22 protein-coding genes and 1 pseudogene are annotated in these 25,067 nt (G+C 44.0%); 15 read left to right on the top strand and 8 right to left on the bottom strand.

All coding sequences use genetic code 11. The features are described from left to right. The 12 genes from KKOR_RS12940 to KKOR_RS12995 are packed head-to-tail and all read left to right on the top strand — an operon-like array spanning position 1 to position 12,558. Positions 1-375, top strand: a complete 375-nt coding sequence (locus KKOR_RS12940; protein ID WP_015781591.1) for an ApeI family dehydratase — start codon at positions 1-3, stop codon at positions 373-375. Beyond that, positions 375-2,111: a glycosyltransferase family 2 protein gene (locus KKOR_RS12945; RefSeq protein WP_015781592.1), complete on the top strand. Its 1,737-nt coding sequence runs from the start codon at positions 375-377 to the stop codon at positions 2,109-2,111. Before KKOR_RS12940 ends, KKOR_RS12945 begins: the two co-directional genes overlap by 1 nt. Next, complete coding sequence (locus tag KKOR_RS12950; protein WP_015781593.1) at positions 2,098-3,648, top strand: HAL/PAL/TAL family ammonia-lyase; 1,551 nt, start codon at positions 2,098-2,100, stop codon at positions 3,646-3,648. The genes KKOR_RS12945 and KKOR_RS12950 overlap by 14 nt, the downstream gene beginning before the upstream one ends. Further along, a complete protein-coding gene (locus KKOR_RS12955) occupies positions 3,638-4,087 on the top strand; it encodes an acyl-CoA thioesterase (protein ID WP_015781594.1) in 450 nt (149 codons plus the stop codon). The genes KKOR_RS12950 and KKOR_RS12955 overlap by 11 nt, the downstream gene beginning before the upstream one ends. Next, entirely contained in the window at positions 4,074-4,706 is a 633-nt protein-coding gene (locus tag KKOR_RS12960) for an outer membrane lipoprotein carrier protein LolA (protein ID WP_015781595.1), read from the top strand. The genes KKOR_RS12955 and KKOR_RS12960 overlap by 14 nt, the downstream gene beginning before the upstream one ends. After that, a complete protein-coding gene (locus KKOR_RS12965; protein WP_015781596.1) occupies positions 4,696-7,059 on the top strand; it encodes an MMPL family transporter in 2,364 nt (787 codons plus the stop codon). The genes KKOR_RS12960 and KKOR_RS12965 overlap by 11 nt, the downstream gene beginning before the upstream one ends. Continuing rightward, on the top strand, positions 7,052-8,353 hold the full coding sequence (locus KKOR_RS12970) for an NAD(P)/FAD-dependent oxidoreductase (protein WP_015781597.1): 1,302 nt from the start codon (positions 7,052-7,054) through the stop codon (positions 8,351-8,353). Before KKOR_RS12965 ends, KKOR_RS12970 begins: the two co-directional genes overlap by 8 nt. Beyond that, positions 8,338-8,919 (top strand): DUF3261 domain-containing protein, encoded by a 582-nt coding sequence (locus KKOR_RS12975; protein WP_015781598.1) that lies wholly within the window; start codon positions 8,338-8,340, stop codon positions 8,917-8,919. Before KKOR_RS12970 ends, KKOR_RS12975 begins: the two co-directional genes overlap by 16 nt. After that, a complete protein-coding gene (locus KKOR_RS12980; protein WP_015781599.1) occupies positions 8,909-10,099 on the top strand; it encodes a beta-ketoacyl-[acyl-carrier-protein] synthase family protein in 1,191 nt (396 codons plus the stop codon). The genes KKOR_RS12975 and KKOR_RS12980 overlap by 11 nt, the downstream gene beginning before the upstream one ends. Positions 10,100-10,110: 11 nt before the next feature. Beyond that, complete coding sequence (locus KKOR_RS12985) at positions 10,111-10,599, top strand: ApeP family dehydratase (protein WP_015781600.1); 489 nt, start codon at positions 10,111-10,113, stop codon at positions 10,597-10,599. 16 nt (positions 10,600-10,615) lie between these two features. Next, positions 10,616-11,341 carry a 3-ketoacyl-ACP reductase FabG2 gene (locus KKOR_RS12990; protein ID WP_015781601.1) on the top strand — a complete coding sequence of 242 codons (726 nt, stop codon included), beginning with the start codon at positions 10,616-10,618 and terminating at the stop codon, positions 11,339-11,341. Further along, positions 11,341-12,558 (top strand): beta-ketoacyl-ACP synthase, encoded by a 1,218-nt coding sequence (locus KKOR_RS12995; protein WP_015781602.1) that lies wholly within the window; start codon positions 11,341-11,343, stop codon positions 12,556-12,558. Before KKOR_RS12990 ends, KKOR_RS12995 begins: the two co-directional genes overlap by 1 nt. A gap of 16 nt (positions 12,559-12,574) precedes the next feature. Here KKOR_RS12995 and KKOR_RS13000 read toward each other — a convergent pair whose 3' ends face one another. From KKOR_RS13000 to trxA, 5 genes and pseudogenes are all read right to left on the bottom strand, one after another. Then, positions 12,575-13,324 carry an NAD(P)H-flavin reductase gene (locus tag KKOR_RS13000; RefSeq protein WP_015781603.1) on the bottom strand — a complete coding sequence of 250 codons (750 nt, stop codon included), beginning with the start codon at positions 13,322-13,324 and terminating at the stop codon, positions 12,575-12,577. A gap of 30 nt (positions 13,325-13,354) precedes the next feature. Beyond that, positions 13,355-14,836 carry a 4-hydroxy-3-polyprenylbenzoate decarboxylase gene (gene ubiD / locus KKOR_RS13005; RefSeq protein WP_015781604.1) on the bottom strand — a complete coding sequence of 494 codons (1,482 nt, stop codon included), beginning with the start codon at positions 14,834-14,836 and terminating at the stop codon, positions 13,355-13,357. A gap of 114 nt (positions 14,837-14,950) precedes the next feature. Further along, positions 14,951-15,739 carry a TonB family protein gene (locus KKOR_RS13365; protein ID WP_228638659.1) on the bottom strand — a complete coding sequence of 263 codons (789 nt, stop codon included), beginning with the start codon at positions 15,737-15,739 and terminating at the stop codon, positions 14,951-14,953. Positions 15,740-15,901: 162 nt separating this feature from the next. After that, positions 15,902-17,158, bottom strand: a complete 1,257-nt coding sequence (gene rho, locus KKOR_RS13015) for a transcription termination factor Rho (protein ID WP_015781606.1) — start codon at positions 17,156-17,158, stop codon at positions 15,902-15,904. A gap of 218 nt (positions 17,159-17,376) precedes the next feature. Continuing rightward, positions 17,377-17,733: pseudogene (gene trxA, locus KKOR_RS13020) on the bottom strand (thioredoxin TrxA); the annotation flags it as partial. Between the two features lie 78 nt (positions 17,734-17,811). Here trxA and rhlB point away from each other — a divergent pair. The 3 genes from rhlB (at position 17,812) to KKOR_RS13035 (ending at position 19,895) form a co-directional block, all read left to right on the top strand. Further along, the gene (rhlB, locus tag KKOR_RS13025; protein WP_015781608.1) at positions 17,812-19,074 is read left to right on the top strand and encodes an ATP-dependent RNA helicase RhlB; all 1,263 of its coding nucleotides are present in this window, start codon (positions 17,812-17,814) and stop codon (positions 19,072-19,074) included. Positions 19,075-19,222: 148 nt separating this feature from the next. After that, positions 19,223-19,498 (top strand): putative periplasmic lipoprotein, encoded by a 276-nt coding sequence (locus KKOR_RS13030; RefSeq protein WP_015781609.1) that lies wholly within the window; start codon positions 19,223-19,225, stop codon positions 19,496-19,498. A gap of 115 nt (positions 19,499-19,613) precedes the next feature. After that, positions 19,614-19,895: a hypothetical protein gene (locus KKOR_RS13035; protein ID WP_015781610.1), complete on the top strand. Its 282-nt coding sequence runs from the start codon at positions 19,614-19,616 to the stop codon at positions 19,893-19,895. A gap of 100 nt (positions 19,896-19,995) precedes the next feature. On the opposite strand, the gene KKOR_RS13040 is transcribed toward KKOR_RS13035, so the two are convergent. The 3 genes from KKOR_RS13040 to KKOR_RS13050 form a co-directional block, all read right to left on the bottom strand. Beyond that, positions 19,996-20,493 carry an acyl-CoA thioesterase gene (locus KKOR_RS13040; protein ID WP_015781611.1) on the bottom strand — a complete coding sequence of 166 codons (498 nt, stop codon included), beginning with the start codon at positions 20,491-20,493 and terminating at the stop codon, positions 19,996-19,998. Positions 20,494-20,502: 9 nt separating this feature from the next. After that, positions 20,503-21,390 carry an alpha/beta hydrolase family protein gene (locus KKOR_RS13045; RefSeq protein WP_015781612.1) on the bottom strand — a complete coding sequence of 296 codons (888 nt, stop codon included), beginning with the start codon at positions 21,388-21,390 and terminating at the stop codon, positions 20,503-20,505. Between the two features lie 96 nt (positions 21,391-21,486). Next, the gene (locus tag KKOR_RS13050; RefSeq protein ID WP_015781613.1) at positions 21,487-25,020 is read right to left on the bottom strand and encodes an FG-GAP-like repeat-containing protein; all 3,534 of its coding nucleotides are present in this window, start codon (positions 25,018-25,020) and stop codon (positions 21,487-21,489) included. Positions 25,021-25,067: the final 47 nt, after the last annotated feature.

Below are 25,067 nucleotides of genomic sequence, written 5' to 3' on the forward strand. Positions count from 1 at the left end.
ATGAACTTTCCAGAAATCATTTCTCAAAATGTTAATGACCATCAGCTAGAACTTGAGCTTCTGATAAATCCGGAGCTTGACGCTTTTGCTGGTCACTTCGATCAATTCCCTATCATTCCAGGTGTTGTACAAATCAGTTGGGCACTACATTTTTTTTCCAGTTTGCTCGCCAATCAATCTGAAGCTTCATCGACAAGACAGGTCTCTTCTATTAAGACCCTTAAATTTCAGCACGTCATTACGCCAAACAGCCGGGTTAAATTAGATTTAAGTTTCGATGACAGTAAACAAATGCTCGCTTTTCGCTTTTATAATTCGCAACACCAATATTCCTCAGGAAAAATTTTGCTAACACACGATGAGTCTCAATCTTGATGAAGTCATCTTACTGTATCGTCATTCCGAATTATAACCATACCCAACACATTGAACAGGTGTTGCAGGCCATCGAGCCTTTAAACCTGCCTGTTATCATTGTTAATGACGGTAGTAATCAACAGACGCATCAAGTCCTCAACCAATTGCCTGATCAGTTCGGTTTTCTGCAGGTCATTAACTTAACTGAAAACTCAGGTAAAGGTGCTGCCGTCATGGCAGGATTCTTAGCAGCACATGAACAAGGATTTAGTCATGCCATTCAAGTTGATGCAGATGGACAACATAACCTGAAAGATATTCCAAACTTTATTGCTTTAAGTAATAACTATCCGGAAGCCGTTATTTGCGGTATTCCTGACTATGATGATTCGGTGCCATTAGGGCGTTTAATTCCTCGTTACCTCACTCACTTCTGGGTTTGGGTAGAAACTCTGTCTTTTAAAATCAAAGACTCCATGTGTGGCTATCGCCTTTATCCACTGGCCGAAACCGTGCAGCTTATACAAAGCTCGAATATCGGCAAGCGAATGGATTTTGATACTGAAATATTGGTCAAGCTTTATTGGGCTTCTGTAGAGATTCTTAATCTTCCCACTAAAGTGACGTATCCCGAAGACGGCTCCTCACACTTTAGAATGTTTCAAGACAATTGGCTGATCACTAAAATGCATACCAAGCTTTTTTTTGGCATGCTTGTTCGTGCACCCAAGTTAATGATGCGCCATTTCAAATCGCAGCCAAAACCGCCGGATACTCATTGGTCAGCAACTCAAGAACGCGGCTCCACTTTTGGCATCCAACTTCTGGTCTGGTTATATCGCTTTTTTGGACAGTGGTTGTTTCGTATCGTAATGATCCCTGTCATTGCTTATTTTGTTTTAACTGGCAGCAAAGCGCGTAGTGCATCTCTCCAGTACTTGCAGCGCATTAACACCTATAACCAATCAACCTCCAAGGTTCGTTGGTATCATGTTTATAAGCACTTCTATCAATTCGGTTTAGCCGCTATCGATAAAATCAGAGCCTGGCTTGGTGATGTGGGTTTAAACGATATTACCTTTCACCATCCGCAGGTATTTGATTCCTTGCGTAAACAGAACCCCAACAAAGGTGCTGTATTTATTGGTTCACATTTAGGAAATTTAGAGCTTTGCCGTGCAATCGGTGAGACTGATTCTGCACTTAAAATCAATGCCCTGGTTTTTACTAAGCATGCTTTAAAATTTCAGAAAGCACTTGAAAAGTTTAATCCCAAAGCTTCTATCAACCTGATACAGGTTGACACTCTCGGGGCTGAAACAGCTATCATGCTTAAGGACAAAGTGGATGCTGGTGAAATAATTATTATCGTTGGTGACAGGACTTCTGTCACTCAATATGGACGTGTCAATTATGCACCATTTCTTGGTTATCCAGCCCCTTTTTCGCAAGGCCCATTTATTTTGGCCAGCATACTTGAATGTCCAACTTACCTATTATTCTGTCTAAAGCAGTCTGGACAGTATCATGTTTATCTGGAACCCTTTGCTGAAAGCCTTAAACTAGCTAGAAGAAACAAAAATGAGCAGTTACAATCAATTATTGAAAGATACTCTGAAAGGCTAGAGCATTATTGTTTAAAGGCTCCCTATCAATGGTTTAACTTCTTCAATTTCTGGCAAAAAGATGACCAGCAAAATATTCAACGAAGCGCATTAAAAACACAAGAGACACATCGCCGTGACAGACACTAAAACAAATATCACCTTTGGCCATTCTTCGCTCACCATTGAGCAGATCTGCCAACTCGCTAAAGGCAATGCCACTGCCAAACTTAATTCTGCACCTGAGTTTAAGCACAAGATCGATCAGGGCGCTGACTTTATTAAAGAACTGTTGCGTGAAGATGGTGTAATTTATGGCGTTACTACAGGTTATGGTGATTCAGTCACCACCCCAGTGCCGGTACAAGATACTCATGAGCTGCCACTGCATCTGACCCGCTTTCATGGCTGTGGCCTGGGATCAATATTTTCTGCCGAACACACTCGCGCCATTCTTGCCACAAGGTTAGCATCTTTAAGTCAGGGTTATTCAGGGGTTAGTTGGTCATTATTACAGCAATTAGAGTTGCTACTGCAGAAGGATATTTTGCCACGCATACCAGAAGAAGGTTCGGTTGGTGCCAGCGGCGATCTGACTCCTCTTTCCTACGTTGCCGCAGCGCTCATAGGTGAACGTGAGGTACTCTATAAAGGTCAGACCCAGCCAACGGAGCAAGTGTTCAAAAGTCTAGGTATTAAACCTATCACGCTTCAACCGAAAGAAGGGCTGGCGATAATGAATGGTACCGCAGTGATGACGGCGCTGGCTTGCCTTGCTTTTCAACGAGCGGATTATTTAACCCAGCTGTGTTCACGTATCACATCACTCTGCTCGATTGCATTACAGGGCAACAGCGCTCATTTCGACGAGCTACTGTTTTCCGTCAAGCCACACCCTGGTCAAAATCAGGTGGCGGCCTGGATTCGTGATGACCTCAATCACTATAAACACCCACGCAATTCTGATCGTCTACAAGATCGCTATTCAATCCGCTGTGCTCCGCACATTATCGGTGCTCTGAAAGATGCCATGCCGTGGATGCGTCAAACCATCGAAACCGAACTAAACAGTGCCAATGATAACCCCATTATTGATGGAGCAGGCCAACACGTTCTACATGGTGGCCACTTTTATGGAGGCCATATCGCGATGGTCATGGATAGCATGAAAACCGGCATTGCCAATCTTGCGGATTTAATGGATCGCCAAATGGCTTTATTAGTAGATAGCAAATTCAACAATGGCTTGCCTAATAATCTATCTGCCGCCTCAGAGCAGCGTCGACCGTTAAATCATGGTTTTAAAGCCGTACAAATTGGGGTTAGTGCCTGGACTGCTGAAGCGTTAAAACTGACTATGCCAGCCAGCGTTTTTTCTCGCTCTACTGAATGTCATAATCAGGATAAAGTAAGCATGGGTACTATTGCTGCTCGCGACTGTTTACGTATTTTGGATTTAACAGAGCAAGTTGCTGCTGCTTCTTTAATGGCTGCCACCCAGGCTGTGACTTTACGTATTAAGCAAAGCCAGCTGGATAAGTCATCATTGTCCGATGGGGTTCTTTCTACCTTGGAGCAGGTGTTCGAACATTTTGAATTGGTCAGTGAAGATCGCCCATTAGAGCATGAGCTGAGACATTTCGTTGCCTTAATTCAGGAGCAACATTGGAGCACCTATGCCAATTAATAATAAACAATTACAGTCGCATCCTATCAACGCAGAATATAGTATTGAAGTGCCTTTTTTTGACCTTGATCCCATGCAAATCGTTTGGCATGGCAACTACATTAAATACTTTGAGGAAGCACGTTGTCAGCTGTTACGAAAGATTGATTATGATTATCCGCAAATGAAAGCCTCAGGTTACTATTGGCCTATCATTGATATTCGAGTGAAGTACGTGAATCCAGCCAGGTACGGACAAAAACTACGCTGTATTGCAACCCTCAAAGAATGTGAAAATCGTTTGCTGATTGACTACCGTATTGAAGATCAGGCAACAGGCAAAAAGCTCTCAAAAGGGCATTCCATTCAGGTTGCAGTTACCGCTGATGAGTTTGAAATGCAATTAATATCGCCTATCGTACTTTCTCAAAAACTAGAAGCCTATTATGCATCTTTATAAGCTAACAATACTCGCGTTCTTTTTGTCGTTTGCTTTGCTCGCTACCAGTCAGGCCAGCACCAACGTCGAGCCGAACTGTAGCCTTCCATCCGTCACAGAGCAGGTGCGTGAACAAGCAACCCTTAATCAATTCCAGCAAACTAAACGCATTGCCATTTTATCAAAACCATTAGTCTCCACAGGTTACCTACTGGTATCAGATGACCATGGCATGGTGTGGCAAACATCCGAGCCCCTCAAGGGCACTATTGTTATTAAGAATGGTTCACTTAAACAATTTAATAAGCATGATCAAGCAGTGTCGGCACCAGCCAATTCGAATCAAAAATCCAGTCAGCTAATTACTTCTACTTTTCTTGCTATTTTAGCGGGTGATTTTGCTCAACTTGAGCGCAACTTTTCTGCTCAGCTGATTTGTGACGAAGAGCAGTGGCAAATTAAATTACAGGCCAAACACGAAGACATGCAACGACTATTAACCGATATCACCATTATTGGTAACACCAATATCCAGCAGCTTATTTTTGCTGAAGCTAATGGAGACTCAACGGAGTTAGTATTCACGCCACTTGATGCTCCAGCCACTGAAGAAGCGCTAGGTCTTTATTTTGTCCGCTAAGCTTAAAGTCCTGATTTGGGTCATTTTCATACTGCTCAGCGCAGGGCTTTTTTATAAGCAGCTAAACTCTGGATCAGATTCTCGCTCTCACTCGAGTGCTGGCTTCGACATCGAAACCAACATTCTTGATTTATTGCCAGAAACTGAAGTTGACCCTTTTGCTGAGGAAGCCTTCGCGCAATTCTCGGACAAGAACTTCAAGCAGATTATTATTGGCATAAAAGCAGATAAGGGCACAAATTTTCAACCGCTGGTAACCTCTTTAGTTACACAACTTGAACGAACCCAGTTGATTGAACGATTCAATACTCAAATTACGGACATCGAGCAACAGGCCATTGCTGAGCAGGTTTTTGAGCATCGCTTTCATCTATTGAGTGAAGCAGATCGCAAGCTCATGTCTTCAGCTGGCGCTGAACCCTTTATTGATGACAGCCAACAAGTTCTTTATTCACCGCTCTCTGGTCAGCTACTGAACCTGCTCCCTCAGGACCCATTGCTGTTATCCTATCGCTACCTTCAAAGTTCCTTAAGCCGTAATCAATCAGCCTCTTCTAACGTACAAATAGTCGATGGTCTGACGGTGTTCCCACAGCCAGAACATGATTTGGTCATTCTATCTGCACTATTACAACGCTCACCGTTTGACACAGAAACCCAGGATCGTATAACTGAAATAACCCATAATTTTTCCAGTAGCCACCCTGAAGTCGAATTATTAACAACTGGCGCGGTATTTTATGCAAAATATGCAGCCGCATCTGCCAAGTCTGAAATTTCTACTATAGGACTCGGCTCTTTGATTGGCGTCATTCTGCTGTTAATCGTGGCCTTTCGAAGTATCGCTCCACTGTTTATGACTTTAACCTCGTTAGCTGTTGGAGTCTTTGTTGCCTTCACAGTGGTTCATTATGTCTTTGGATCTATTCATATATTAACATTGGTTTTTGGTGCCAGCCTGTTAGGCGTGGCGGTAGACTATGCCTTTCATTATTTTTCCAGTGCCATCCACCATGCAAAACCTTTGCCTCATATTTTTATGGCGATTTTGATGGGCCTGATTTCCAGCGTGATCGGTTATGCCGCACTCTATATGGCTCCTTTTCCGGGCTTACAACAAATGGCCGTTTTTTGTGCTACTGGTTTAGTCGGAGCTTTCCTGACCGTAGTGCTGTTATTCGATACTTTTCGCTATAAGGTCTCCACGCCATTAGCATTCCTATCAGTGCTCAATACACATTCTTCTGTTAGTCAAAAACTGGCTCATCCTTATATGATATTGAGCTTGCTGTTACTGCCTATTATTGCTGGTTATCTATTAATAAATACATCTCATGATAACGATAATATTCGCCAGTTACAGGCAGCGCCTGCAGAGCTGATTGCGCAAGAATCCACCCTTACTCAAATCACATCAGCACCTGCGACTAATCAATTCTTTTTGTTGCGTGCCAATTCCAGTGAACAACTTTTAGATACCATTAATCAATTTGACAACCAACTTGACCAATTAGTGGCAGACAATGTTATTAGCAGTTATTCGCACCTTGGACACTTTGTCCCGAGTCGATCGCAACAGGAAGCCGATTATAAACTGATCGGTGAGCAACTGACCTTATCCAACCTAAAACCACTGTTTGATATTGGCATACTGGATCAGCAGTCATTTGCTGAACTTAATCGGTCCTATCGCTCCAGCCAAACGAATTATCTACAGCTACCGGAGTGGTTACAGTCACCTATTGGACAACGTCTGTCTTATTTGTGGTTGGGAAATATCGAAGGTAAAGCCACTTCTATTATCAGCCTCTCAAACATTAAAAACATTCCAGTACTTGAGCAGTTAGCTCGGCAAAACCCTGATCTTTACTTTATTAACAAAGTCGACAAAGTTTCACAGCTCTTTACCAGTTATCGTGAGCTAGCTACCTACATGTTGCTACTGGCTGGCTTGGCAATACTGATCATACTGTCGATTAAATACAAACTATTAATTGCCTGCCATGTTGTATTGGCACCGCTACTTGCAGCTTCTGTTGCGATTATCCTTACCATTCTGGTGACCGGTAGCTTTAATTTATTCAGTACTCTGGCACTGTTTCTGGTATTCGGGATTGGTATTGATTACGGCCTTTTTTACGCCGAAGCCAAGTCTCGAACGATTTACATCCACTTGGCAGTTACTTTATCTGCCACCACAACACTCCTATCATTTGGTCTGTTATCACTCAGTGAAACACCGGCTATCCATGCCTTTGGTTTGACCATGCTAACCGGTATATTAACCGTCTTCTTACTATCACCGATTCTTGGTGGTCGTATTTACCACATTAAAGGACTGAACCATGCCTGAGTTAAACTCGCAATATGACGTCATCATCATTGGTGCAGGCCCCGCAGGAAGTCTTGCAGCGTCTTTGTTAACACAAAATAACGTTAGCGTTCTGGTGGTCGAAAAGCAGCACTTTCCACGCTTCTCTATTGGTGAGAGCCTACTCCCACAGTCGATGGTTTATTTGCAAGAAGCAAACATGGTTGATGCCATTAAAGCAGCAGCCCCAGAGCTTGGCTTTCAATACAAAGATGGCGCTGCTTTCTTTGCCGACAATCATCCATGTCACTTTGATTTCGGAGAAAAGTTTACTCCAGGGCCCGGCAGTACCTTTCAAGTCAAACGCGCTCCCTTTGATCAACTGTTAGCACAGGTTGCTGAACAACAAGGTGCAACCTTTTGTTTTGGCCAGCAGGTAACTCAAGTTCGATTACAGGATCCTTGCATCGTCACCTTGCAGGATGAAGATGGTACTAGCCGTGATATCCAAACCCGTTTTATTCTTGATGCCAGTGGTTTCGCCAAGGTGTTGCCCAGACTCTTGGATTTAACGCTTCCCAGCACCTTTCCGGTTAGAAGTTCGGTATTTTGTCATGTGCAAGACAATATCGACTCTAAGACTTACGATAGAAATAAAATTCTTATTGAAACTCACCCTCAATGTAAGGATGTCTGGTATTGGTTGATTCCGTTTGCAGACGGAACGGCCTCCGTAGGCTGTGTTGCTAAGCCTGATTTTTTTGAGAAATTAGAGTCTGAGCAATTAGAGACCGTCTCTAGTTCTCACGAACACTCTTCCCACGAACACTCTGTCCATGAGCAATGGTTCGATGAAGCTGTTAACCAATCCGTTCGCATCAAGCAACTTTTAGCGACTTCCACAAAAGCCAACTCTGTACAGTACATCACGGCCTATTCCTCCAACGTTAAACAGTTGTTCGGTGAGCGCTACGCTTTGCTGGGTAACGCAGGCGAGTTTTTAGATCCGATCTTTTCTTCAGGGGTGACCATCGCTTTTAAATCCGCCAAGCTGGCTACCGATGTTCTATTAAAGCAACTCAACGATGAAGATGTATGTTGGCAGTCAGAATTTGCTGACCCTTTGCAGCAAGGTGTTCAAACCTTTAAGGCTTTCGTGGAATCATGGTATCAAGGGCAATTGCAGGACATTATCCATTTTGATGATGCTCCTGAGAATATTCGTGAAATGGTCTGCTCGATTCTTGCTGGCTACGCCTGGGATACCAACAACCCGTTCGTGAAACACGCCAAACGTCGACTCAACACATTGGGGCAATTATGCGCAACATCGTAATTCTCTTACTGTGCTTATCCATTTGGGGTTGCAACCCATCTTATATAAGCGACCAACATAAGGTGCAAATAGGCCAAGATGTACAGTTTCAGCTGATCCAAGAGCTTCCCTTTAAACATGGCTTGCAGCTTTTACAAAGTGCCCAGATAGACTTTCAGGATCAATCACGTGATCTATTATTTCAAACCGAGGTACGTGACAATCGCTTAATAATGGTCGGACTCACGCCCACTGGGACGCGTCTGTTTTCTATTGAAATGAACCAGGATCAAATCATTGCCAGTGGTTTGCCGTCCAATGATGAGCTGAAACCTCAATATCTGTTAGCTGATATGCAACTGAGTTTATGGCCTGCGGAACTCGTTTCTAAGGCTTTAACTGGCGCCGAGGTCAATCATAGCAAGCCTCTTGAGCGTGTGATTAGTCATAACCAACAGCCGATTATCATTATTCGTTACACTGAACCAGTTTATTATCGGGGCAATATCGAATTTCATCATTTAGAACGCGGTTATCGCTTAAATATTGAGCTTCTATCCCTTGAAGAGATTTCCAATGCCAAATAAATCATCTATTTACCTCAATCATATGGCTCTGATTAATGCGCTAGGGTTCGAGCATGAAGCGGTTTTTTCAAAGCTCATCAATGGCGATACCTCGGGTATGAAGTCTTATCAATCTCCAGCCACCAATAAACCCTTTCTGGTAGGCATGGTCGAGCATAGCTTGCCCCAGATACAAGAGCCTTTTGCTAAACATAATACTCGCAATAACCGTCTGATTCTTCACTGCCTTGAGCAGCTTTCGGAACCTCTTTCCCAGTTGTTAGAAACCCATCCGACTCATCGTATTGGCGTTGTTATGGGTACCAGCACCTCCGGCATTGCAGAAGGTGAGGTAGCACTTCAATCTCATGCCAATAGCGGAAGCTTTCCTGCAGACTTTGATTATTCCCAAATTCAGATGTCATCCCCAGCTAACTTTATTAAAGACTATCTCCAGTTAAAGGGTCCCGCTTATTCAATTTCTACTGCCTGCTCTTCTAGTGGCAAGGTATTTGCTTCGGCTCGTAGCCTTATCGAGAACGACCTGTGTGATGCCGTGATTGTTGGCGGTGCCGATTCGCTGTGTGATATGACTCTCAATGGATTTGACTCTCTGGAAGCCATCTCTCCTGAATTATGCCTGCCCTTTAGTACTAACCGAAAGGGTATCAACATCGGCGAAGGTGCGGCGCTATTTGTTATGTCAAGGATGCCGGCCCCTGTTGCATTATTAGGTGTTGGAGAATCATCTGATGCGCACCACATTTCGGCACCTCACCCTGAGGGGCAGGGTGCTGCCGCTGCTATGACAATGGCACTTAATGATGCGGGCATTACTGCTAACGATATTGATTATTTGAATTTGCACGGTACCGGAACTGAGTTAAATGACCTGATGGAAGGCAAAGCTGTTTCCAGCACTCTTACAGATTCTACCATTGCCAGTTCTACCAAACCGCTTACCGGTCATACACTAGGGGCAGCCGGTGCCACCGAGCTGGCTTTTTGCTGGCTGGCACTATCACAGACTGTTGCACCTTACCGCTTCCCCAAGCACTATTTTGATCAGCAATATGATGAGGCAATTCCTGTTCTCAATCTTGCTACGGAACAAACCACCTGCACCAGCCTGAAGGTCGCCATGAGCAATTCTTTCGCCTTTGGCGGCAACAATGTCAGTGTTATAATCGGCCGTTCATAGGGGGCAGGACTATGCAACAGATACACAGTACACTCGAATCAAAAAAAGCCGGGATATTATCCAAGCCAGTCTCTGAGTTTGTTCCTCACTCATCGCCAATGGTATTACTCGATGAGATTCTGGATTTCGAGCAAAACACTCTCACCGCTCAGTTTGAAGTTACTGCTCAGAGTCGCTTCTATTGCCCTAAACTAAAAGGTATCGAGTCCTGGGTAGGTATCGAATACATGGCGCAAGCGGTTGCCGCTCTGGCTGGGATCAGAGCCTATCTGGTGGATCAACCGGTTAAGTTAGGCTTTCTACTAGGCACTCGTCATTTTGAGATCCATAAAACCTTATTTGCGGCCAATCAGACCTATCGAGTGGTTATTGCCGAGTTATTTATGGATGATTCTGGGTTGGGTGCATTTGATTGTTCAATTCTGCATAATGAGACCCTTGTCTGTCAGGCAAAACTGAATGTTTTTGAGAGCAATGATACCAATCAGCTCCTGAATTAAGAGAACCATTAACACTATGAGTAGAAGAGTATTAGTTACCGGCTCAAGCCGAGGTATTGGTAAAAGTATCGCCCTACAGTTGGCCCAAGACGGTTTCACTGTCACCGTGCATTGCCGCTCCGGACTTGCACAAGCTCAAGAAACCGTTGATCAGATCATCAAGGCTGGTGGTACTGCTAATTTACTTCAGTTTGATATCGCCGACCGTACTCAGACACAACAAACTCTAGAAGCTGATATTGAACAAAACGGCGCTTACTATGGCGTTGTTTGTAACGCTGGCATTACTCGCGATAATGCTTTCCCGGCATTAAGCGATGACGATTGGGATGATGTCATCCACACCAACCTGGATGGCTTCTACAATGTGGTAAAACCCCTGGTCATGCCGATGGTAAGAAATAAGAAAGGCGGACGTATTGTGGTGATGTCTTCAGTTTCTGGTGTTCTTGGCAATCGAGGTCAGGTCAATTACAGCGCCTCTAAAGCTGGCCTGATTGGCGCATCTAAAGCACTGGCCGTCGAACTTGCTCGTCGTAAGATTACCGTCAACTGCGTAGCTCCTGGCTTAATTGAAACCGATATGGTTGATGATGAGCTTGCAAACGAAGCGCTGAAAATGATTCCGGCCAAAAGAATGGGCAAGCCCGAAGAAATTGCAGGTTTAGTCGGCTATCTTTTTTCCGACACCGCCGGCTATCTTACTCGTCAGGTCATTTCGGTAAATGGAGGAATGGCTTAATGTCACGCGTTGTTATCACGGGGATGTCCGGTATTACTGCCTTTGGCGACAACTGGAATGATGTTCAGTCCCGCTTACTTGAAGGTAAAAATGCCGTTCAAATCATGTCCCAGTGGGCTGAGTGCGAAGGCCTGCGCACCAGCTTGGCAGCTCCCGTTGACTATACTTTCCCAAAGCTTCCACGCAAACGAATCCGTAGCATGGGGAGAGTCTCTTTACTCGCCACTTGTGCTACCCAGGATGCTCTTGCTCAGGCGGGCTTACTCGAACATCCGGCACTAACCAACGGCGATACTGGTATTTCCTACGGCTCATCCTCTGGCAGCACCCGCACCATTCCCGTCTTCGGAGACCTGATTAAAGGCGGCCCCATGACCGGCTTTACATCGACTTCCTACGTCGAAATGATGAGCCACACTGCACCCGTCAATATGGGTGTATTCTTCGGCTGTAAAGGACGGATCATTCCGACCAGTAGCGCATGTACTTCGGGCAGCCAGGGTATCGGCTATGCATACGAAGCGATAAAGTTTGGTCGTCAGAAAGTTATGATCGCAGGCGGGGCTGAAGAATTATGTATTACTCAAGGCGCGGTCTTTGACTCGCTTTTTGCCACCTCGGTTGATAACCAGAATCCGCAGAATACTCCACGCCCTTTCGATAAAGATCGCGATGGTCTGGTAATTGGCGAAGGCGCGGGCACATTAATTCTTGAAGATTATGACCACGCCGTAGCCAGAGGCGCTTCCATACTGGCTGAAATCGTCGGCTTTGGCTGCAACTCAGATGGCGCACATGTTACTCAGCCCCAACAACAAACCATGTCACAGGCGATGCAGATGGCTTTAGACGATGCTCAATTATCAGCAGATGCCATAGGTTATGTTAGCGCACATGGTACTGCCACTGACCGTGGTGATGTCGCTGAAACTCAGGCAACTCGACAGGTATTCAACCGGGCTGTGCCTATTAGCTCGTTAAAGAGCTATTTTGGTCATACTCTCGGAGCTTGTGGCGCGATTGAGGCCTGGCTTTCCATCGAAATGATGAACAATAACTGGTATGCGCCCACTTTAAATCTTACCAATCTCGATCCCGATTGTGCTAACCTTGATTATATTGTTGAGAACAACCGCCAAATGGCTCATGACTACATCATGAGCAACAACTTCGCTTTTGGCGGGATCAATACTTCATTGATTTTCAAAAAGGTGTAGCACCAGCTCTAAATCATTAATCCAGCAAGCCCATCTCGCGCTTGATATTGAGAATATCAGAGTGAATAGAGCTCTTTTTAACTCCACGATCTAATAGATCCTGATAAACCGACATGGCCATTGGTTCAGAGCCACCAACGTAAATATCCATATTGGTCAGATCATCATGATCCAGCATAAAAGCATGGTGAACAAAGCCTTTACGCCCCTGCCATTTCTCATCAAGACCTGACAAAACCGGTATAAAAGTAAAATGGTCAAACTCTTCTGCCCAGGCTTGCGGCTCTTCCAGCAAATACAAATCAGCAGAAGTTTGCGCACCCCAATACAGTGTCAAAGCTCTTTGATCACCGTTTTTTAATGCGGTTTTAATAATGGAATGAAAGGGTGCAAAGCCCGTACCGCCAGCAATAAAGACTGCCGGGCGTTCTGAGTCAGTCAGCACACACTCACCATACGGCATTTGCAATCTAACCAGATTTCGATGTTTCAGCTGGCTGACAATCTTGTCGGCTGCGTCATGCCCAGGTAAACGGCGAATATGCAATTCCAGTACATCCTGTAAAGGCGAGCTGGCAATCGAGAAAGGGCACATCGAGCCATCATCTAATTCCAACATCAAATACTGACCTGCGGTGAATGCAGGCAAACTTGCTTCGGTGGGTGTTAACTGTACCCAGTAAACGTCACGGCCAATTCTGCGGACCAGGGTCACTTCGCAATTAACGAAAGTAGCTTCTAAATTTTCAGTATTTTGTTCTGACATAAGACTCTCGAATCATTTCGCTCCAATCAATTATTTATCGTCTTCTGGATCCAGACCAAGCTCTTGCCACATCGCATCCACTTTATCTTTAACGGCTTGCTCCATGACAATCGGTTTGCCCCATTCACGTTCGGTTTCGCCAGGCATCTTATTGGTCGCATCGATACCCATTTTAGAACCCAGGCCAGAAACAGGCGAGGCAAAGTCGAGATAATCAATCGGCGTGTTATCGATCATGGTGCAGTCACGGCTCGGATCGACACGTGTCGTCATTGCCCAAATAACATCTTTCCAATCTCGAGTATTCACATCGTCATCCACCACAATCACGAACTTGGTGTACATGAATTGGCGCAAGAATGACCAGACACCCATCATGATGCGTTTCGCGTGTCCCGGGTACTGCTTCTTCATAGACACTATCGCCAAACGATAGGAGCAGCCTTCCGGCGGCAGATAGAAATCGACAATTTCCGGGAATTGTTTCTGCAAAATCGGCACAAAGACTTCATTAAGCGCTTCGCCCAGAATGGCGGGTTCATCTGGCGGACGTCCTGTGTAGGTCGAGTGATAGATGGGATCTTCGCGCATGGTAATTCGCTCGACGGTAAAGACCGGGAAGCTATCCACTTCATTGTAATAACCGGTATGATCACCATAAGGTCCTTCATCCGCCATTTCGTCCGGATTGATATAACCCTCTAGAACAAATTCCGCGCTGGCGGGAACCTGCAACTCATTGCCAATCGATTTAACCACTTCGGTTTTTTCGCCACGCAATAAACCAGCAAAGCCGTATTCGCTTAAAGTGTCCGGTACCGGTGTTACAGCACCGAGAATCGTAGCCGGATCAGCGCCAAAGGCCACTGAAACGGGGAAGGGCTGACCAGGATTTTGCTGGCACCACTCGCGGAAATCCAGTGCCCCGCCACGATGTGCCAACCAACGCATAATCAGTTTATTCTTAGCAATTACCTGCTGACGGTAAATGCCCAGATTCTGGCGTTTTTTGTGCGGCCCTTTGGTTATGGTTAAACCCCAGGTCATCAAAGGCGCGGCATCTTCCGGCCAACAGGTCTGCACTGGGATTTTGCTTAAATCAACCTCATCACCCTCAAGCACTACCTTCTGGCAAGGGGCTTTTTTTACCACTTTAGGCGCCATATTCAAGACCTGTTTAAAGACAGGCAACTGCTGCCAGGCATCTTTAAAACCTTCCGGTGGCTTAGGCTCCTTTAAAAAAGCCAGCAACTCACCCAGCTCACGCAAACCAGTCAGATCTTCCTTACCCATCGCCAAAGCCACGCGCCACGTGGTGCCAAACAAATTGCCCAGCACCGGAATCGAATGACCTTTGACATTCTCGAATAAAATCGCCGGACCACCTGCCCGCAAAGTACGGTCACAGATCTCCGTCATCTCAAGATAAGGATCAACTTCCACAGAAACACGCTTAAGCTCGCCCATGGACTCCAGCTTAGCGATAAAATCACGCAGATCTTTGTATTGCATGAGGATTTTGAGTTGATAAGTAGTGAGGGTATTTTAGCAGATTATCAGTAAAACCCTACCGATAAGGGGTAGTAATATTATATTGATGCAATTGGGGGAGTTTATCTTAAAAATTTATTCGTCTAATACGAAATCTAGTTTGTACTTCATTCCATACTGTTTTACAGGCTTACCATCAACAACCTTAACTTTAAACTTCCACTTCTTAATTGCCCTTAAAGCTTCTTTTGTAAATATCCCTTTGGGGTGCTCATATATAACTTTGATATTAGTAGGTGTGCCATCTGTTTCGATATCAAATCTGAATAGTACATAACCATTAATTTCATCTTCCCTTGTTTTGAAGTTAATTAGTTCCCAATCAATAGCCTTCCTTCCTAAACTTGAAACTCGCTCTTTAATTTTAACATTGACAGAGTTAACTAAAGAACTAAGCTCCATATCCTCAATGCAAAACTTATAACTACTATATCGATCATTAAACTCTATTGGCTCTAAATATAAATGACACCAAGCCCTGCTATTTGAGACTTCATTAACTGTCGAATTATATATCTTGTAAGTCTCGGGTTCACCAAACAAGGCATTTTCAACTTTTCCAATACCTACTGACAAGGCATGAAATGAAGCAAGCGTTCCCATTAAAGGCGCAGCAAAAAACACTAGAAATATATTTAGGCACCATTTAAATGAGTATTTTTTAATCTTGTTTCTTGGCAACCAAACTTTAAATTGATATCGAAAAACTGTTATCGAGATCAGGAACCCAAGGACAATGGCTATGTAAAAAGATACTTTTTCCCACCAAAAAACGGGAATGAAATTGTGGGTTAGAGAGAAGCAGAACAATATCCCGACAGGAACAGCTATAGGAAACAAAATCCATTTATCAAACTTTTTCACACCAAATCCTTTTGCCATCTCGTTCTGAAAGATTGAGCCAAAAAAGAGGATTTTTAGGGGTTTTGCGAGGCAGTCTCTCGCGCAGCGAGGGCGCGTATAATAATACGTAACCGAGTGAGCAAGAGACTAACAAAGCAAAAAACTAAAAAGACCTTTTATGGCCTATCTTTTCATGGCGTCAAAAAACTCATCATTCGTCTTCGTCAACGCAATCTTATCGATCAAAAACTCAATCGCATCGATCTCATCCATTGGATGTAGAATCTTGCGCAGTATCCAGTTCTTTTGCAGTTCTTCTGGCGAGGTTAGCAAGTCTTCTTTTCGCGTACCTGAGCGGTTGAAGTCGATTGCTGGGAACACGCGCTTCTCGGAAATTTTACGCGAAAGATGCAGTTCCATGTTACCGGTACCTTTGAACTCTTCGTAGATCACTTCGTCCATTTTTGAACCGGTATCTACTAGTGCGGTTGCGATAATGGTTAAGCTGCCACCTTCTTCAATATTACGTGCGGCACCGAAGAATCGTTTTGGGCGCTGTAATGCGTTAGCGTCGACACCACCGGTTAATACTTTACCGGATGATGGCACTACTGTGTTGTAAGCACGTGCTAGACGAGTAATCGAGTCGAGCAAAATAATAACGTCTTTCTTATGCTCTACTAAGCGCTTAGCTTTTTCGATAACCATTTCGGCAACTTGAACGTGTCGTGCGGCTGGTTCGTCAAAGGTTGAAGCAACTACTTCACCTTTCACCGAACGCTGCATTTCTGTTACTTCTTCTGGACGCTCATCAATCAGCAATACAATTAGCATGCATTCTGGATTATTACTGGTAATTGATTGGGCTATGTTCTGCAAAATCATGGTCTTACCGGCTTTAGGTGGCGATACGATTAATCCGCGCTGTCCTTTACCGATAGGTGCTGCCAGGTCAATTACACGAGCGGTAATATCTTCGGTTGAACCATTGCCTCGTTCCATACGAATACGTTCGTCTGGGTGGAGAGGGGTAAGGTTTTCGAAGAGAAGTTTGTTGCGAGAGTTTTCCGGGCTGTCGTAATTGATTTCTGCGACTTTAAGTAGGGCAAAGTATCGTTCACCGTCTTTCGGTGGGCGAATTTTGCCGAAAATGGTATCGCCCGTTCGCAGGTTAAAGCGTCTGATTTGGCTTGGGGAAACGTAGATGTCATCCGGCCCAGCCAAGTAAGAGCCTTCAGCGGAACGCAGGAAACCAAAACCATCAGGAAGGATTTCGAGAACACCGCCACCGAAAATATCTTCACCACTTTTGGCGTGATTTTTCAGTAGACCGAAGATGATATCTTGTTTGCGCATACGCGCCATGTGGTCAAGACCTACGGCTTTCGCCATTTCAGACAGATCTTGAGCTGACTTTTGCTTTAATTCAGTTAGATTCATAGTATCGAGTTGTTTATTGAAACATAGAAACGTCTTGAAACGAGTTCCTGTGAAATAAAATTATTTGGAAAAGAAACGGAATTTGCCCGGGGGCCTAGAGACGCTTTTTTATTAGCTTGCTCAATGTAGCATTAGTTCTGCGGGGTGTCTAGTGTTTTAGCCAGCCACCGAAAAAGTCAAAAAAGAGGCCGCAGCCTCTTTTATATATTAATCTAGCATTAAACATTGCTGTCGATAAATGCCATTAATTGTGATTTTGATAAAGCACCGACTTTAGTCGCTTCGATATTGCCACCTTTGAATAACATTAAGGTTGGAATACCGCGAATACCATATTTAGGTGGTGTTTCGCTATTTTCATCAATATTGAGCTTAGCCACTTTAACTTTACCTTCATACATCTCAGCAACTTCGTTAAGGATAGGGGCGATCATTTTGCAAGGACCACACCATTCTGCCCAATAATCAACCAATACTGGCTGATCGGAATTTAAAACTTCAGCTTCAAACGTCGCATCCGTTAGATATACAATTTTGTCACTCATCAAATTTCTCCTGCTATTTACTTGCGCTTGGCTCTGTACATACGCACAATGGCACTATTTCAAACAATCACGCTTGTTAATGCAAGCGCTAATGGTAAAAATTACCTTATGGATACATCGCATCTATCAACTATTAGATTTTCCGATCTAGGACTTGATCCCAAATTGCTCAAGGCAGTTGCTGACCTGGGCTTTGAATATTGCACACCGATTCAAGCAAAATCTCTACCTTTATTATTAAAAGGGCAGAATGTTGCCGGTCAGGCACAAACCGGAACCGGTAAAACCATCGCCTTTTTATTGGCGATTATGAACGATATTCTGACGTTGCCAGAAATCGAAGGGCGCCGTAAAAACGAGCCACGCTCATTAATTATGGCTCCAACCCGCGAATTGGCGGTGCAAATCGCTAAGGATGCGGTGCAGCTGGCCAAACATACTGACCTCAAGATTCGAGTAGTATATGGGGGCGAGGATCACGAAAAACAACGGCAGCAATTGATTGATGGTGTGGATATTCTAATTGGTACCACTGGTCGCCTGATAGATTACTTCAAAACTAAAGCATTTGGCCTGGAAGCCATTGATAGCGTCGTTCTGGACGAAGCCGACCGCATGTTTGATCTCGGCTTTATTAAGGATATTCGCTACTTGTTCAATCGCATGCCGCCAGCAACTGACCGCCTCAATATGCTGTTCTCAGCAACCTTGTCGCACCGCGTACAAGAGCTCGCCTATGAACACATGAATAATCCTCAGCATGTGCAGGTTCAAACCCAACAGGTCTCGGCTAATAAAATCCGAGAAGCCCTATTTTACCCTAGTCGCGAAGAAGCTCTGCCATTGCTAGTCGGCCTAATGCAGCGATTAGAACCTGAAAAATCGATTGTTTTCACCAATACCAAACGCGCAGCTGAACACGTCTGGGCTTGCTTAGCAGGTAATGATATCAAAGCTGGATTGTTAACCGGTGATGTTCATCAGAAAAAGCGTTTACGTCTACTAGATGAGCTGAAAAATGACGATGTCAGTGTATTAGTCTGTACCGATGTCGCCGCTCGTGGGCTGCATATTGACGGTGTAACTCATGTCTTCAACTATCATCTACCGGATGATGCCGAAGACTATGTTCACCGCATTGGACGTACTGCACGAGCGGGTGCTGAAGGTGATGCCATCAGTTTTGCCGGTGAAGACTTTGCCATGAACCTGACAGCGATAGAGCAATACGTAGGTCACAATTTGCCTAAACTTGAAATCAAGTCTGAGTATTTAGCTAATTTAAAACCCTCTTTGCCCATTCAACAGAAACGTCGTCATCCGACACAACGACGTGGTGGCGGAAAACCAAGACATCCTCGCAATTCATAAATTTACATATTAGACAGAAGAAAAAAGCTACCCACGTAGCTTTTTTTATTTTCGATAAGCTTTCTTGCTAGCCTATTTTACATCTGTTGTCACCTTCATTAAGATAAGTGCGTCCCTTTAATGGATATTAAACTTTAAGGATAATCATATGAAAAATTTGTTTGCTCTATCTTTAGCCACTTTAATTCTAACGGCATGCTCAACAACCAATAGTAACAATATTGCACCAGACCAGGCAGATGCTGTATCTTCTGAACCGCAAGTCTGCTTCTACACTAAAAGAGTTGGCTGGCATTTCAAACAAAAAAACTGCATGTCAAAAAATACTTATGAAAAGAATAAAGTTTCTCTCATGCCTACCAGTAACCAATCTCAAACAAGCCGGCCTCTTTCCGTTGACCAATTACCACATTCGAGTAAATAGAATATCCATGAGCCAATGAATTATTGGCTCTTACATATTCAGTTACACTTCTAGTCTTTAGCTTTCTTCGGCTATCTGCTAATTTTTCAAATCTATAAAATAAAACGGATTAGTTATGCTTACAAAATTATCTTTTTTATCTGTTATCTTTTTCGTATCTTCTTGCGCAACACAAGCTCCTGTCGCTAGTAAAGGCAATCTAGACCCCGAAGAGAAAGTTGCTTCTGAAGAAACAAAAGAGCCGAGAATTATCTGCAAGCGTACGCATACTGTCGGTACTAACTTTAAGAAAAAGCAATGTTGGACTGTAGAAGACTATGAAGACTTACAACGCAGAAGTAGAGAAGCGGTTGAACGTGCGCAAGGTTCTGAAATGACAGCTCCCCAGGGTCGTTAATAGCTATATCCTTATACAGCCAGAGCTGCTTGAATATAGCTCCTCTGGGTGTATAAGGTTTAGTATCCCGTATTCCTACCTTGACGACTGCAATACTTACTTATTTCCACTTCTCCACAACTTCTTTAATTCTGACCTCTCTACGGCCAACATGATCTTTGATCTGTTGCGCTAATTCGCTCTGCTTCTTTTCTTTATCGGTTTCAATAATCAGCTCTGGCACTTCTGACGGTACTCGCTCCTCATCAAACGCAACCAAGGTAAAGTGAGCTGTTGTGCTCAGTACATCGCCTTCTGCGCCGCCTTTGTCGACAAATACATCGGTTCTTACCATCATTGAGGTTCTTCCAACTAGAACCACTTTTGCTACGGTTTTAATTCGGTCACCGACAAAGATTGGCTTTTTAAATATCACACGCTCCACTGATGCGGTTGATACGGTTTTTTCAGCATAGCGAATGGCCGCCATTGCTGCTGTTGTATCCATAATCGCCAGCAACTCACCACCAAACATGTTGCCATAGGGGTTACTTTGGTTTGGGAAAACGAAGTTCCAGGTTTCAATTTCTTCAGCTTTTTTCTTGATACGTTCTGTCATAATCCTTGCCTACTGATTTAAAAATTTGATTATAGGTTGCCATATTCCTTGGATGATTTCCTGCTTTTTACGAAACAGCCCAAAGTGTCCTATTCGTTTTAGTTCCAAGTCTTGTGGCAGTATGTATTGAGTTACCCGGTGACTGTTTGAATAATGAGCCAACAATGCATCTCTTGAGGATTGTGGGGCATACCAGTCATCTGAAATAGTCAGCGCAAAGATATTGGCCTTTATCTTTTCATAACCGGAAAGATCTAAGCCGTGCCTGGAAGTGAATAGGTAATCTTCAGATTTAGCCCACTCAACCCACTGTTTAACCGCATGTTTAGGTACCGGAATGGGGCCCAGCATTTTCGAATGGAAAAAATCACCACGCTGAAACACCATCATCAATGGCATTAGGCCATACCACATGGCTGCCAATAGATACTTCTGCGCTCCCAGCCATGCTCTCCAGGCACCAACCCCGGTAGCAGCTAAGATTATTTTGTCGAATTGATAAGAGGAGGGGGCCAAGCCTAATATCTGGCCACCAGCACTATGCCCCAGATAATACAGTTCACTCGGCTGATAACTGTTCTGCACGTGTTGAATTACCGACTCTAAGTCTAGCTCTCCCCAATGCTGCATTAGCATGTCTTTAGCAGGCATAACCCCATCTTTTGACTGGCCTATGCCACGATAATCAAAGGTCAGGCAGCTGATACCTTGTTCAGCTAAGTGGTTAGCAATATGTTTGTAGTACTGATGTGGTACGCCAAAAGCAGAGCCTATGATTAACCATCGGTTTTGCTTTAAAGTGTTGCCGTCGGGCTCTTCTTTTGCAGAATAAATTGACGCTGATAGGATAAATCCATCAACGGTCTGTATCTGGAGATTGTGATGTGGATATGACAAACAGACTTCCAGTTAGTGACTAAAGTCATTATAAATACCTGATTCTCAAGCAAAAGGCCAGTGGTCTGGCCTTTTGCTTCAATCTAAATGCTTAAATTATGAGTTTCGTCTTCTACCCAACATCAATCCCAAAAGTATCAGTAACCATAAACCGGTATGGCCACCACCTGAGCCACTATCCTTCTTGGATCTGACGGTCAGGTTAACCTGCTCTTGATTATTCTCCTCCACAGGATCTAATGACTGAGTGCTCACAGTAGTCGTCACTGTAGCCTGGCCAACCCCAACAGCAATAACCCTCAATGGTATCTGTCTTACTTCGCCAACACTAAGGTTATCTAAACTACAACTCATGTTTTCTTGATTGATAGTGCAGCCATCAAGACCGCTGCCAAACTCAAGAATATTCACATTTGAGTTGGTCACTGTTTGAAGTTCAACACTCTGAGCTGAACTTGGTCCATTGTTTTGGACAATAATTTGTATGGTCACCACACCCTGCTCATTCACGGAGGTAGCGCTAGCTACAGCCTCTACACTGATATCTGCAATGGCTTGTCCAAACTCACCATTGCCCTGATTAATATATAGCGCGCTGCCTTCGACCAAATCTTCGGCAAGTATCAGATCTTTTAGGACACCGTCATTCTGAGTGACCCAGGATGCAAATTTTGCTGCCTCATTTATCAGTAATTTTGACGCTAACTCATAAACTCCTGATTCATTTAGATAGATTTGATGGGCTCCCACTTTGTTCAGCACAAATAAGTCTGTATCACCATCATTATCGATATCGGAAACCAGAACTTGAGCAGAGTCCATGCGGCCGATTGACTGCAGCAGATTAAAGCCACCGTTCCAACTATAAACCTTATTGGCCGGAATCTGCTGGCGATCCTGCTCGTCTATTGCACCGGCAAAGATTACTTCATTCATTCCATCGTTATTCACATCAAGCGATCTAATGCCTGTTACCAGCCCTGTGGCTATGCTGGTGAAATTATTGGGAGGTGATAAGGTATCCAGCAATTGGTCATTGCGATAGAAACGGCTGGTACCATCGTCAACCGCAAGCAAGCCATCGATCAACTCATCACCATCAACATCCGATAACACCAAGGCTGTGCTGTTAACAGTATCAATTAAATGACTAAGTTGAAGACCATTGCCTTGGTTTATATAAACTTCGTCAGGCCCATTATTGGCTATGACAACATCGGCTAAATCATCACCATTAAGGTCAGCTATATCCAATGCATTGCTTTCAGCAATTCCCAGCACTTGATTGATAACAAAGTTACCACTGCCGTCGCCGGTATATACCAAGGTTGGCTGATTCTGGCCAGTAGCGACTACTAAATCTAAATGACCATCACCGTTAATATGAGCAAGCTCAGCTGTAACAACAGTTTCTTCTCCAGCAATGTCTGCTGCCTTATTAAAATTACCAGCACCATCGTTAATGAAACTAGAGCCGATAGTGTTTGCTCCTCTTAATAAAACCAGGTCATCAAGGCCATCATTATTGATGTCACCCGTTACCACAATTTGCGAGGCCGCTTCGCCAACTGTTAAGCTTTTGTCATTCATAAGCTCGCTGGTGACTGACAAACCCTGAGCAGATTGATTATTATCGAGTAGTTCATCATTGGAGCCTGTGATCTCAGCATAGCTATATAAATCATCAATTGAGTTTCCAGCAATATTTATCTGGATTTGCTCGGAAGCACCATCATCCATATCACCAATCAAACAGCTGAAGATTAAATTATTTACTGTGCAACGGCTATCATTCTCAATCAGGGCAAGATCACCTGTTAATTCAATTTCTACACCCACATTAGTTGCCTGACTTGGGCCACTATTAGTCACTTCGTAGGTTAATGTAAATGCTTCATCAACTAATGGAGCAATAGTTGATAAGGATTGTGAAATTGCCAGATCATTACTGTTGACTGAAACCACTCTTAACTCAAAGTTCTGCTGACTTTGTCCAGTTCCATCCGAAGCTAAAAGCTCAATATCATAAACCCCAACATCAATATTCTGAGGAATACCAGTTAAGTTATTGCCAACTAGCTGTAACCACAGCGGCTGAGTCAAAGAAGAAATATTGACTGTATCTCCGTCAGCATCAACCGCTTCAATTTGATAGTTATAATTATTACTTTCAACTATTGTCAGAACCGGCTCTGAAGCAAAAACAGGCAAATCATTCACAGGACTCACCGTAATGGCAATGACGGCAACATTAGACTCCTGGCCCACGACATCATCAATTTGATATTGAATCTGATCCTGTCCATTAAAATCTTTTTGCGGACGATAACTCATTTTCCCGTTGTTCTGATTAACAGTCACAGTGCCTGATACAGGCTCTGAAATGATTCTTAACGTTTCTAAATCAAAACCTTGTCCACTATGATCATTATCAAGCGGACTAAATACAGCTACCGAATCTTCATCCACTGTTACAGAGTCATTAGCGAGGATCGGCACACCATCATCTTCTTCTACGGTAATCGAAAAGCTTTGTGTATCCGTTGCATCAAATTGATCCTTTGCCTCAACGGTAATCTCATAAACAGCGCCAGCCTGAGCAATAGTCGGGGTCCAATTAAACTCTCCTGTTACAGAATCAATACTGGCACCAGCCGGTGCGCCTGCAGCTAAGCTATAACTGATCACTGCTGATGGGTCAGGATCGTTCGCCACCACCACAAATGAAACCTCCTGGAGTGGTGCCACTACTTGACTGCTAATCGGATCAATCGTTGGCGGATTATTGACTACATCCACGCTGACCGATGAAGATACGCTACCGCTGACCTCAGGAGAGTTACTAGAATAGGTTGCGGTCAGGCTTCGTGTTCCTGCACTGTTAAATTGAATGGAGCATGAACCCACACTGACATCGGCACTACAGCTTTCTGAACCGCTTGCAACTTCTACTGTTCCCACGATAGGCAAGCCACTGGCTACTGCTTCAATCGCCACCGAGAAATTAAATGTCACAGAATCGCCCGGGAATACTGAAGATGAAGAGAAGGAATCAATAGAGGTCGTCGTATTTGCGGGTACAGCTGAAATATTGCTATCGGTAGTAGCAGAAGCAAACTCTGCATTACCAAGATAATTTGCTGTTACTGTGTAATTGCCGACGGAGAAAGCTTTATTAAAGCTTGCTTCACCCGAAGCATTTAGCGCAACCGTTGTTTCACTAAATCCGTCGATTAAAAACTCAACATTACCGGTTGGTGTTTCTAGATTTAAATCGCTGGTGGTAACCTGAGTGGTAAAGGTCACATTTTCGCTACTGGTTGGCGAGGAGTCAGTTGCATTTAAATTAACCGAGGTGTCTGCGCTATCTATTGCAGTTACCGTAGCATCGTTAGCAGTTACCGTAGCAGGGTCATCAGTCACTAAACTGGTAAAGTTAGCCCCGGATACCGTTGCCTGAGATGAAATTTGATTGCCGCTGGCATCATCATTGACTACCACGTCATAAGTTACGGTCACTGTTTTACCCGCAGGTAGATTACCTAAATTTATTTGCGGCTCAGCCCACGTGCTCGTTGAGTAAGCTAAAGTGACAATCCATAATCCCAGGCCTATAATTCCACGGCTCATTGTTCCATCCTCATAACCAGGTTAGGTTTAATTTTTTGGTGCAAAAT

The organism is Kangiella koreensis DSM 16069 (genome assembly GCF_000024085.1).
Lineage (GTDB): Bacteria > Pseudomonadota > Gammaproteobacteria > Enterobacterales > Kangiellaceae > Kangiella > Kangiella koreensis.